We start from the raw sequence: 11,430 nt of genomic DNA on the forward strand, positions 1-11,430 counted from the left end.
TTTGGCACTGTCGGAGGAAAGACGCCAAAAAAGGGAGACTCGTCCCCCCACCCCCCGGCGCCCCCCGAACACCGCCGCTTTTTTTTCGCTTTCGGCCGAGCTGTGTAAGAGCTATCCGCCGAAGGCTGCCGATGCCCCGACTGGTGCCCATCCTGCTCGTGTCCCTTGCGTGTGCCCTCGCCGCGCCCAGCGCGCTGGCGAAGGCCAAGCACAAGGCCGCGCCCGCGCTCAAGACCCACGTGGTCTACCCCGGACAGACTCTGGGCATGATCGCGAAGCGCTACAATGTGTCGGTGGACGCCCTCTGCCGCGCGAACGGCATTCGGCGAAAGTCCCCGATCCAGCCGAAGCAGAAGCTGTACATCCCGGCGCGGGACGACAAGGACGGCAGCGAGACGGCCGAGCGCGTGGCCCGCGAGACGAGCGCTCAGAGCAAGGCCGAGCCCAAAAAGAAGGCCAAGCCCGCCGAAAAGAAGCCGGCGGAGGAGCCGGCCACCAAGCCCGCGAGCCTCCAGCTCGAGACCAAGAAGGCCAAGAAGACCACGAAGGAAAAGGACCCCTACGCGCGCCGCCCGCGGCGGCGGGGGTATCTCGACCTCACCAGCTTCAGCGGCAAGTGGAAGGGCTACGCGGTACGCCGAGGCAAGGTGACGACCCAGGGCCAGACCGGTTTCGAGCGCGTCTTGGCGTCCTGGCGGACCGGCCAACGGGAGCACATCCACGAGCGGCTGATCCGGATGCTCACCAAGGTGAGCGACCACTTCGGGGGTCGTCCCATCAAGGTGATCAGTGGCTTCCGGCCCTATCGTCCCACCCAATACACCGCACATTCCCGCCACAATGCGGGGCACGCGGTGGACTTCTACATTCCCGGTGTCCCGAACGAAGTGGTGCGCGACTACTGCCGCACGCTGCACAAGGTGGGGGTCGGCTACTACCCGAATTCCACGTTCATCCACCTGGACGTGCGGGAGATGGACACCTACTGGATCGACTACTCGGGTCCCGGGCAGGCCCCGCGTTACGCCAACTCCAAGGGGCAGGATCCTGGCGTCGCCGAAAAAGAAGCCGGCGACGGCACCTGATCACCCGGCCGCTTTCACCCGCCTGCGCTTCTCGACCTGATCGGGCTCGGCCCGGACGATGGCGTTGGTCTCTCGGTCGCGGTAGCGCACCTGTATCGTCAAGCGCCCCGCGGGGGCCAGCAAGCTGGGAGCGTCGTCGTAGGTGTAGCGGACCTCGCGGCGCAGGCCCTCTGCCTTCGCTCGCGCCGCTTCTTCCGATTCGGCATCCTCCCGCCACTTTCCGAGCTCTGGAGGCAGCTCTTCCAGCTTGCCCAGCCGCTGTTCCGCGAAGCCCGGAACCTCGCGCAGCATGAGGGCGAGATACAGAGCCACGGCGACCCCGGCCAGGATGAACAGGAACACGACCAGCACGAGCGGAGCCTACGACTTTGCTCGGGAGTTGCACAGGGCGCGATAATCCGCAGATGACGCTGGACGTGAGGCGCTGGTGGAGCGCCGGCCGCGACATTGCGCGCGATGCCCTCGAGATGTTCTCCAGCCGCGGCGCTCGCCTGCTGAGCGGCTCCATCGCGTTCTATGCCCTGGTGTCGGTCGTTCCCATCTTGGTGATCGCCCTGCGAGTCGCCGGCGCCCTCGTGGGGGAAGGAAAAGTGGCGGTCGCGCTGCACGCGGACCTAGCGCGCTGGGTCGGAAACGACGGCGCGAGCACGGTGCTGTCACTGGTGGCGGTGGCCAAAGGACACACGGGCTCGAGCTGGTCCGGCCTTCTGAGCGCCCTCGTGCTGGTGTACGCCTCGACCCGGCTGTTTTCTCAGCTCACGCGCGCGCTGGACCTGCTGTGGGACTCCGAAGCCCCCGAAAGCAAAGGCATCTGGGCCAGCCTGCGACGCCAGCTGGTGCGGCGCTCCTTGGCCTTCTTCATGGTGCTCGTGATCGGCCTGTTACTGGTGGGCGACACTCTGCTCCACATGGGGCTCGCCGCTTCGCGCCGCCTCGGTGGCTTCGAGTCCTTCCCCATATCTCGCGCCGTCGAGGCGGCAGCGTCATTCGGCGTGGCGGTCGCGTTGTTCTCGTTGATGTTTCGTCTACTACCCCGCGCTCGGGTCACGATCCGAGATGCCGCGGTCGGCGGCGCGGTCACGGCCCTGCTCTTCACCCTCGGCTCGCTCGCCATCACCGCCTACGTCACCCGCAAGGACGTCTCCCTTTACGGCGCCGCGAGCAGCATGGTCATGCTCCTGATGTGGGTGAACTACAGCGCCCACGTCTTCTTTCTGGGCGCTTCTTTCACCCGAGCCCACTCGCGCTGGCGCGGAACGCCGCGTTTTGCAGGAAGCGCGGACGGTTGACCCGAGACCGACGGGCACCATCCACTACCGAGATGAACGCCGATGCCGAAGCCGTCGTCCTCGAGCTCCTGGCGGAGCGCTATCCGACCCGCGACGCCTTGGCTGCGGAAATCGCTCGCCTCGAGGGCGAGCTGAGCCTGCCCAAGGCCACCGTATTCGTGCTCAGTGACGTGCATGGCGAGTTCGAGAAGCTCCGGCACGTGATCAACAACGGATCCGGCTCGCTGCGGCCCCTGGTGGAGAGCACCTTCGCCGAGAGCTCGTCCCCGGAGGAGCTGCGCGAGCTCCTGACGCTGATCTTCTACCCCAGCGAAACGCTGGAACGGATGCAGGCCCGTGGCGCCGAGCGCCTGCGTCTGCTCGAGAGCCGGCTGAGGCAGCTGCTCACGCTCGTGAGAGTCCTCGCCCAATCGCGCTCCGTGCAGCGCGTCCGAAGCGTGCTGCCCGCGGAGTATCGCGAGCTCCTGGAGAACCTGATCTTCGACTCCGGCTCGGAGCATCGACGAATCTACACCGACGCCGTCATCGCTTCCCTCGGGAAGGACGAGCGCGCGAGCCATCTATTGCGATTGGTGGCGCGTGTGCTGCGCAACCTGAGCGTCGACGAGATCGTGATCGCGGGAGACTGCTACGACCGCGGTCCCCGAGGCGATCTGGTCGTCGATTACCTTTCCCGCCAGCCGAACGCGCACATCACTTGGGGCAACCATGACATCGCCTGGATGGGCGCCGCGTTGGGCCACGCGTCTCTCATCGCGCACGTGCTCCGCATCTCCGTACGCTACGGCCGGCTCTCGCAGTTGGAACAGGGCTACGGCATTCCGCTGCTGCCGTTGGAGAACCTTGCAGAGGAGGTCTACGCCGGTGATCCCGCCCCCGCCTTCGCCTCCCGCGGCAGCGGTCTTCGGGCTCCGGAAACGCTCGCGCGGATGCAAAAAGCGGCGGCCGTCCTGCAGTTCAAGCTGGAAGGACAGGTGATCGCCCGGCACCCGGAGATGGCGATGGAGTCGCGACGCCTGCTGCAGCACATGGACCTCCACGACGGCAGCGTCACGATAGAAGGCCGCCGGCATCCACTGAAGGACGCGTATTTCCCCACCATCGATGCGGCGGACCCCTATCGGTTGAGCGAGCCCGAGAGCAAGTGCTTGGAGCGGATCCGGAGCTCGTTCCTGTCGAGCGAGCCCCTGTGGCACCACGTGCGCTTCATGGTGGATCGCGGCAGCATGTACCTGGTCCGCGACCAGCACGTGATTTTCCACGGCTGCGTGCCGGTGGACGACGAGGGCAAGCCCCTTTCCTTCGAGATAGACGGCAAGCCTCGCAGCGGACGCGCGCTGTTCGAGACCCTGGAAGACGTCGTGGCCCGCACCGCCGAGCATCCCTCCGAGAGCGACCTCGACCTGTTCTTCTATCTGTGGTGCGGGCCGCGATCCCCGCTGTTCGGTAAGGACAAGATCACCACCTTCGAGCGCTATCTGGTGGAGGACCCCACCACCCACACCGAGACCAAGAACCCGTACTTCCGCCTGATCCACGACGCGGCGTTCTGCCGTCGCGTGTTGACGGACTTTGGCGTGGATGCCGAGCAGGGGATGATCGTCAACGGTCACGTACCGGTCAAAGTGGAGCACGGCGAGAGCCCGCTGAAGGACAGCGGGCAGGCCGTCACCATCGATGGTGCCTTCTCCGAGGCCTACGGAGACCATGGCTACACGCTGATCCTCGATGCCCACGGCACCCGGCTCGCCTTGCACCATCACTTCGAGTCCGTCGCCGCGGCGGTGGAGCAAGGGATCGACATCATTCCCGAGGTGTCCGAGCTGAGGCGCTTCGTGCCGCCGAAAACCGTTCGAGACACGGAGGACGGCGCCTTGCTGCGGGCTCGGATTCAGCTCCTGCGCCGCCTTTTCAGCGTACACCCGGGCTCGCACGTGCGACCCTGAGGCGTGAGCCACCTCCTCCTGGTCGGAAACCCTACCGCTCAAAGTGGCAAGAACGCCGAACGCATCGAGCTTGCGTGCGCTCTGTTTCGCGAGAGCGGCGTCGAGGCGGAGCTGTTCCCCACCCTGCCGGGCGGCGAGACCATCGAGGCCCTGGCAGGTCGGCTCCGAAGCGGAAGCGACGAGCTGGTCGTCAGCATGGGCGGGGACGGGACCTTCCGCGAGGTTGCCGCCGCCATCGTCGAGTCTTCCCGGGCGGCTCACGTCGCGATGGGCATGCTGCCCACCGGCACTGCCAACGATCAGGGCAAGAGCTTCGGGCTCGAAGCTCGAGAGGACGCGCTACCCAGAAATGTCGCCGTGGTGTGCGCAGGCAAGGAGACGCGACTGGACGCCGGCCGGCTGCACGATCTCGACGAGAGCGGCCGGGTGCTCGGGAGCACGTGGTTCTTCGACTCCGCGGGCTGGGGCCTTTCGGCCCGGGTGCTCTCGGTACGCAATCGAGATCGCAAGACGGTGGAAGATCTCGGGCCGTTGAAAGAGCTGTACCGTGATCACCTGGTGTACGCCGGCGCGTTGCTCCGAACGTTCATGGAATCCCAGCTCGTCTGCTCGGAGTTTTCCGCGCGAATCACCGTGGACGGCGTCGAGCACGAGCACCGCGGCCTGACGGATCTGGTGATCAAAGGCACCCGGATCTACGGCGGCGCGTGGGTCTTCGACCCAACCAGCCGACACGACGACGGACAGTTCGAGCTGGTTCTGTTCCGCAGCAAGCGCGAATGGGTCAGCAAGGCCATCGTGGATCTGAACGGCAACCCGGTGACCGAAGAGATGCTCAATGAAATCGGCGTCGAGCACTTCAAGCCTCTTCGCGGGCGCGCATTCGAGCTCGCCCTTTCTGCGGATGGCGACGTGCCGGTGTTCGCCCAGGTGGATGGAGAAGAGATCCCCGCGTCGGCGAGAGTGCGTGTCGACGTCGTTCCGCAGGCGTTGCGCTTGATCGTCCCGTAGCGCTTCGTTGCTACTGGAATCCAGACGCAGGCACTGCGCAAATTCGACCCACCAGCGCATCCGGTGCGGGGCACAGTGCACCTGGTGCGCTCGAAATTTCCCGCTTACTTTCGCGTACGTCTCTTGCATCAAAACCAAGCGTTTCACGCTGCAATACGGAGGAGTGCGCGATGTTTGGACGTCCGAAGCCCGAGGTGCTGATTGCCGGCGCAGGCCCGGTTGGGTTGTTCGCCGCGCTGTGGCTGACCAAGCGCGGTGTTCGGGTGCGTGTCGTCGACGAAGAATGGCGGGGAGCGACTCATAGCTACGCATTGGCTCTTCATCCTCGCTCGCTGGAGTTGCTCGACGAAGTCGGTCTCGTCGACTCCGTCCTCGCCGATTGCCGACGAGTCGATCAGATGGGGCTGTACGTCGGCGCGGAACGGCGTGCAGGGATGGATCTCTCCAAGCTCCCTGCGAAATACCCCTTCTTGGCCATCATGCCGCAGGCGAGCTTCGAGAAGCTCCTCGAGGAGGCGCTGGGCAAGGAAGGCGTCGAGGTCGAGTGGGCGCATCGACTCGCGCGCATCAACCCGGGCTCGGACGCGGTAACGGTCACGATCGACACCCTGGAGCACGACTCCTTGGGCTACGCGGTAGCCCACACGGAAACCATCGTGGAGCGCTCGCAGAAGCTGGACGTCCCGTTCCTGATCGGTGCAGACGGACATTCGTCCGTGGTGCGCACTCAGCACGGCATCAAGTTCGACGCCGTGCGACCGGCGGACCACTTCGCCGTGTTCGAGTTCGACGCGACAGGAGACGTGCCCGACGAGGTCTGCGTCGTGATGAACGACACGGACACCAACGTGCTGTGGCCCATGAGCGACCAGCGCTATCGTTGGAGCTTCCAGCTCGACGAAATGCACGCCCGCGACGACTCTCGCGAAAAGGACCGGCTCTTGATGCAGGTCGGCAACCGCGGTTACCCGCAGCTCGCCCCCGAATTCCTGCACCAGATGATCCGCGAGCGGGCCCCCTGGTTCACCGCTCGGCCCGAGCGCATCCATTGGCGCATGGCCGTGAAGTTCGAGCAAAGGCTGGCACGGAGCTTTGGAAGCGATCGCGTCTGGCTGGCAGGAGACTCCGCGCACATGACCGGCCCCGTGGGTGGTCAGAGCATGAACGTGGGGCTGCGGGAGGCCGCTCAGCTCGCGGAAATCCTGGCGGGCAACCTGCGCGGCAGCTCGTCCCGCGACGCGCTCGCCGCATACGGCAGCCAGCGCCTCACCGAGTGGCAGCAGCTGCTCGGCGTGGGTGGATCACACCTGGCGATGGCGGGCGACGTCCCCGATTGGCTGGCGGATCGCAGCGAGCGCGTCACGGCATGCATTCCGGCGTCCGGGGTGTATCTGGCGCAGCTCGTCAAGCAGCTGGGCTTCGAGCCCAAGATTGCGCCGCAGCCGTCCGTCCGCCCGCCGCCGGCCCCCAGGCACGCACCCTGAATCACTGGCCGCGGTGAGCCGCGACGTTCTCGAGGCACTGCGCCACCAGCGCCGTCCAACCGGTCTGGTGGCTGGCCCCGAGGCCTTCTCCGGAATCGCCGTCGAAGTACTCGTAGAACAGCACCAGATCCCGAAACGCGGGATCGTCCCCATAGCGGCGGTCAGGCCCGTGACACGGGCGACGACCAGCAGAGTTGGGCAGAAACAAGCGCGACAGGCGGCGCGCGATCTCGTGCGCCGCGCGGTCGAGGGTCACCCAGTTGCCGGAGCCTTTGGGGCACTCCACCTTGAGGGTGTCGCCGTAGAAGTAGTGATAGCGCTCCAGCGCCTCGATGATCAGATAGTTGAGCGGGAACCACACCGGCCCGCGCCAGTTGGAGTTGCCGCCGAACATGCCCGTGGTGGACTCTCCGGGCTCGTAGTCCACACGGTACTCGCGACCATCGATGTGAAAAACGTAGGGCTGAGCGCTGTGAAATCGCGAGAGCGAGCGGATGCCCCAGGGCGACAAGAACTCGGCTTCGTCCAGTAGGTATCCGAGCAGCCGCACCAGGCGCTCTCGAGACGGAACCGCGAGCAGGCGGCGCGGCTCGCTACCGTGCGGCGTGAGGCAGGTGATGTGCCGCGCCAGATCTCGCCGGTTGTCCAAGAACCACTGCATGCGGCGCTTGAACCCGGGCAACGCGTCCACGACCTCGTCTTCCAAAGCCTCCACCGCGAACAGTGGAACCAGTCCCACCAGGGAGCGGGTCCTGAGCGGGATCACCTGGCCGTGGATGTGGAGCTGGTCGTAGTAAAAGCCGTCCTCCTCCTCCCACAGCCCGGTGCCACCCAGGCTGTTCATCGCGTCCACGATGGCCACGAAGTGCTCGAAGAACTTGGACGCCATGTCCTCGTAGCTCGGCTCGAAGCGCGCCAGCTCGAGCGCCATCGCCAGCATGGTGCTCGCGTAGAAGGCCATCCATGCCGTGCCGTCCGCCTGCTCCAGCCGCCCGCCGGACGGAAGCGCGTGAGAGCGATCGAACAGGCCAATGTTGTCGAGCCCGAGAAAGCCGCCGGAAAACAGGTGATCGCCCTCGTCGTCCTTGCGATTCACCCACCAGGTAAAGTTCAAGAGCAGCTTGTTGAACACGCGGGCGAGGAACACTCGATCTCGTTCGCCGCGCTTGGCGCTCATCTTGTACACGCGCCACGCCGCCCACGCGTGCACCGGCGGGTTCACGTCCGAAAAGCCGAACTCGTAAGCGGGGATCTGGCCGTTCGGGTGCAGGTACCACTCACGCAGCAAGAGCACGAGTTGCTCCTGCGCGAAGTGGGGGTCCAGCCGCGTCATGGGCAGCATGTGGAAGGCCAGGTCCCAGGCCGCGTACCAGGGGTACTCCCACTTGTCCGGCATGCTCAGCACGTCGCGGTTGTACAAGTGCCGCCAATCCCGGTTGCGTCCGTGATGGCGGCCCGCGGGCGGCGGCGGCATGGCCGGGTCTCCCTCCAGCCAATGCTCCACCACGTAGTGATAATACTGCTTCGTCCACAAGAGCCCCGCGTGGGCCTGACGCGCCACTCGAGCCTCTTCTTCGCTCTGCTGCGGAGGTCGCCGCGCCGCGTGGAAGGCGTCCGCCTCGACGATGCGATCCGACAAGATCCGCTCCACGTGCTCGGGCAGCCGCGCGAGCTCGTCGTCGACGTGAGCGGAGAGCCGCGCGCGCAGCACCACTTCCGCGCCCGGCGGGATCTCGAGCACGTAGTGCGCCGCGGCCTTGGTTCCGAACTGCGCGGGGTTCACCGCAGAACGCCGACCCTGGACCACGTATTCGTGGAACGCGTCCTTCACCCACTTTGACTCGTTCTCGGCGCCGAACAGGCGCTCCGCGTTCGTCTCGTTGTCCGTGAACAGCAGCTCTTCGAGCTCCGCCAGCGGCTCCAGCTCCAGGCGCATCAGGCCGAGGCTCTCGTGCTGGCACTGGATCACGTAGGGGCCATCGGCGTGCAGCTTGGGCTTCGGCCAGTAGCCCTCGGAGCTGCGCCCCCAGGACCAGGTGTTACGAAACCAAAGCGTGGGGAGCACGTGAATGCGCTGCGCCTCCGGCCCGCGATTCACAATCGTGTAGCGCGCGACGATGTCGTTCGGTCCGCCTTTGCCGTACTCCGCAAACACGTCGAAGTAGCGCGCTTCGTCGAACACGCCCAAGTCGGAGAGCTCGAGCTCGCGGTCGAGACGACCCCGTGCGGCGTTCTCGCTCACCAGTCGCTGATAGGGGAACGCGGCGTGCGGGTACTTGTAGAGCGCCTTGGCGTACGCGTACGTCGGCGTCGCGTCCAGGTAGTAGTAGAGTTCTTTGACGTCCTCGCCGTGGTTGCCCTCGGGCCCGGTCAGTCCGAACAAGCGCTCCTTCAAGATCGCATCTCGCTCGTTCCACAGCGCGAGGGCGAAGCACAGCCTCGCCTGGCGGTCGCAAATGCCGAGCAGCCCGTCTTCGCCCCAGCGGTAGGCTCGGCTGCGCGCGTGCTCGTGGGGAAAGTAGCGCCAGCTGTCGCCGTTGTCGGAGTAGTCCTCCCGCACGGTGCCCCATTGCCGCTCGGACAGGTACGGGCCCCACCGTTTCCAGTTCTTGTCGCGCCGAGCGTCCTCGGCGAGCCTCAGATCCTCTGCACTGACGACGGCCACCATCGCATCATTCCAGAGTCGCGCCGTCGTTCCCACCAGACTCGCGCCGACCCGACAAAATCCTCCGGGTCCATCCTGATGTTGGCTCGCCGCGGAACCTCGGGGCTCGACGGCGCGGTCAGGCTTCGTGGCCGGCGCGACTCAAGCGTCGGTCCAAGTCGAACGCCGCGCTGATCAGCGCCAAGTGCGTGAACGCCTGCGGGAAGTTTCCGAGGTGCTCACCCGAGGCCCCCAGCTGTTCCGCGTACAGGCCGACGTGGTTCGCGTATCCGAGCATCTTCTCGAAGTAGAAGCGCGCCTTCGGCAGGTTGCCCCCGCGGGAGAGGCACTCCACGTACCAGAAGCTGCAGATCGAGAACGTGCCCTCCTCGCCGTGGAGGCCGTCGGAGGCCGCTTCGCCCACGCGGTAGCGGTACACCAACGAGTCCTCCACCAGATCTCGCCGGATGGCGCGCATGGTGCTGAGCCAGCGCGGATCCGAGGGGCTCACGAAGCGCATCAAAGGCATCGCCAACGTGGCGGCGTCCAGCGTCTTGCTCCCCAGGTACTGCACGAACGCGCCGAGCTCCGCGTCGAAGAACTCTTCGTGGATCTGTTGGTGGATGCGATCTCGCGCGGCGAGCCAGCGATCGAAGGGCGACGGCAAGGATCGCTTCTGGGCCAGCCGCATCGCGCGGTCGAGCGCCACCCAGCACATCAGCCGTGAATACAGGAAGTGCTGGCGGCCTCCGCGCACCTCCCACACGCCCTCGTCCGGTTGGTTCCAGTTCTCGCACACCCAGTTCACGAGGCGCGTGACGTCCTTCCATGCGTCGTAGTGAATCGGGTCGCCGTACTTGTCGTACAGGTAGATGGAGTCCATCAGCTCGCCGTAGATGTCGAGCTGGAGCTGATCGTAGGCTCCGTTGCCGATACGCACCGGCGCGGAACCCCTGTACCCCTCGAGATGGGAGAGGCTCTCTTCCACCAGGTGCCGGCGGCCATCGAGACCGTACATGATCTGCAGCGCGCCCCCGTCGCTGAGCTCTCCGGTTCGCTCCTCCAGCCAGCCCATGAACTGCGCGGCTTCGTCGGTGAAACCCAGGCGCAGGAGGGCATACAACGTGAACGAGGCGTCGCGGATCCAAGTGTAGCGGTAGTCCCAATTGCGCACGCCCCCGATCTCTTCCGGCAGCCCGAAGGTGGGCGCGGCGACCAACGAGCCGTACTTCTGCGACGTCATCAGCTTGAGCACCAAGGCAGAGCGATTCACCATCTCGCGCCAGCGCCCCTTGTACTGAGAGCGCCCGATCCAGTTTCGCCAGAAGCTGGTGGTCATCTTGAAGGCTTCGGCCACGTAGTCCGGGAGCGCAGAAGGTGAGGGCTCACCGGGGACGACCTCTTCCAGGACCCACGGCGACGTCTCCCCGCTGCGGAGCTTGAACTCCGCAATGGCGGCGCCGTTCTCGATCCGCACCGGAACGGGCGTTCGCAATCGGAGCACGGTCTTGTCCGGACCTTCGGACGCGAATATCACCTCGCCCTCGCGGGTTTCGACCTTGTGCGACGCGCGTCCGTAGTCGAATCGAGGCTCGCAGACCATGCGAAAGGCAACCTCTCCGCGAACGGTCTTCGCGCGGCGAACCAGGTTGTGCGCCCAGCCCACTTCCTCCACGGGCATGAAGTCGCTCACCTCCGCGACGCCCTCGTGGGAGAGAAAGCGAGAGAGCAGGATGTTCGTGTCCGGCAGGTACATCTGCTTCTGCTTGGCGCCCTCGAGCACCGGAGCGAGCTGAAAGCGACCGCCCTTTTCGCGGTCCAACAGCGCTCCAAACACGGTGGGGGAGTCGAACTCCGGAAAGCACATGAAGTCGATCGACCCGTCCATGCCCACCAGGGCCACGGTGTGCAGATCCCCGATCACCCCGTAGTTCTCGATCGGCTGGTAACCCTGCATCGTTCCTCACTCCT

General features: G+C 65.7%; 8 protein-coding genes. 5 read left to right on the plus strand and 3 right to left on the minus strand.

Annotated elements, in window-relative coordinates; translation table 11 throughout:
* The first annotated feature begins 131 nt into the window (after positions 1-131).
* Positions 132-1,085 carry a DUF882 domain-containing protein gene (locus H6717_20665; GenBank protein MCB9579456.1) on the plus strand — a complete coding sequence of 318 codons (954 nt, stop codon included), beginning with the start codon at positions 132-134 and terminating at the stop codon, positions 1,083-1,085.
* Here the strand turns inward: H6717_20665 and H6717_20670 are convergent, their stop codons facing one another.
* The gene (locus H6717_20670; protein ID MCB9579457.1) at positions 1,086-1,436 is read right to left on the minus strand and encodes a hypothetical protein; all 351 of its coding nucleotides are present in this window, start codon (positions 1,434-1,436) and stop codon (positions 1,086-1,088) included. It lies immediately after the preceding gene.
* A 53-nt stretch (positions 1,437-1,489) separates the two neighbouring features.
* Between H6717_20670 and H6717_20675 the strand changes: the two genes are divergently transcribed.
* The 4 genes from H6717_20675 (at position 1,490) to H6717_20690 (ending at position 6,815) form a co-directional block, all read left to right on the plus strand.
* Positions 1,490-2,374 (plus strand): YihY/virulence factor BrkB family protein, encoded by an 885-nt coding sequence (locus H6717_20675; protein MCB9579458.1) that lies wholly within the window; start codon positions 1,490-1,492, stop codon positions 2,372-2,374.
* Positions 2,375-2,406: 32 nt separating this feature from the next.
* On the plus strand, positions 2,407-4,320 hold the full coding sequence (locus tag H6717_20680) for a fructose-bisphosphatase class III (GenBank protein ID MCB9579459.1): 1,914 nt from the start codon (positions 2,407-2,409) through the stop codon (positions 4,318-4,320).
* 3 nt (positions 4,321-4,323) lie between these two features.
* Complete coding sequence (locus tag H6717_20685; GenBank protein MCB9579460.1) at positions 4,324-5,331, plus strand: hypothetical protein; 1,008 nt, start codon at positions 4,324-4,326, stop codon at positions 5,329-5,331.
* Between the two features lie 170 nt (positions 5,332-5,501).
* Positions 5,502-6,815: an FAD-dependent monooxygenase gene (locus tag H6717_20690; protein MCB9579461.1), complete on the plus strand. Its 1,314-nt coding sequence runs from the start codon at positions 5,502-5,504 to the stop codon at positions 6,813-6,815.
* A gap of 1 nt (position 6,816) precedes the next feature.
* Here H6717_20690 and H6717_20695 read toward each other — a convergent pair whose 3' ends face one another.
* Positions 6,817-9,483, minus strand: a complete 2,667-nt coding sequence (locus H6717_20695; GenBank protein ID MCB9579462.1) for a glucosidase — start codon at positions 9,481-9,483, stop codon at positions 6,817-6,819.
* A 115-nt stretch (positions 9,484-9,598) separates the two neighbouring features.
* Positions 9,599-11,416 carry a glycoside hydrolase family 15 protein gene (locus tag H6717_20700; protein ID MCB9579463.1) on the minus strand — a complete coding sequence of 606 codons (1,818 nt, stop codon included), beginning with the start codon at positions 11,414-11,416 and terminating at the stop codon, positions 9,599-9,601.
* Positions 11,417-11,430: the final 14 nt, after the last annotated feature.

The organism is Polyangiaceae bacterium (genome assembly GCA_020633235.1).
Taxonomy (GTDB): Bacteria; Myxococcota_A; Polyangia; order Polyangiales; family Polyangiaceae; genus JACKEA01.

What these genes read in the sequence shown, in the direction of transcription:
- H6717_20665 (MCB9579456.1), top strand. Translation starts at nt 132, where the DNA reads ATGCCCCGACTGGTGCCCATCCTGCTCGTGTCCCTTGCGTGTGCCCTC.
- H6717_20675 (MCB9579458.1), top strand. Translation starts at nt 1,490, where the DNA reads ATGACGCTGGACGTGAGGCGCTGGTGGAGCGCCGGCCGCGACATTGCG.
- H6717_20680 (MCB9579459.1), top strand. Translation starts at nt 2,407, where the DNA reads ATGAACGCCGATGCCGAAGCCGTCGTCCTCGAGCTCCTGGCGGAGCGC.
- H6717_20690 (MCB9579461.1), top strand. Translation starts at nt 5,502, where the DNA reads ATGTTTGGACGTCCGAAGCCCGAGGTGCTGATTGCCGGCGCAGGCCCG.
- H6717_20695 (MCB9579462.1), bottom strand. Translation starts at nt 9,483, where the DNA reads ATGGTGGCCGTCGTCAGTGCAGAGGATCTGAGGCTCGCCGAGGACGCT.
- H6717_20700 (MCB9579463.1), bottom strand. Translation starts at nt 11,416, where the DNA reads ATGCAGGGTTACCAGCCGATCGAGAACTACGGGGTGATCGGGGATCTG.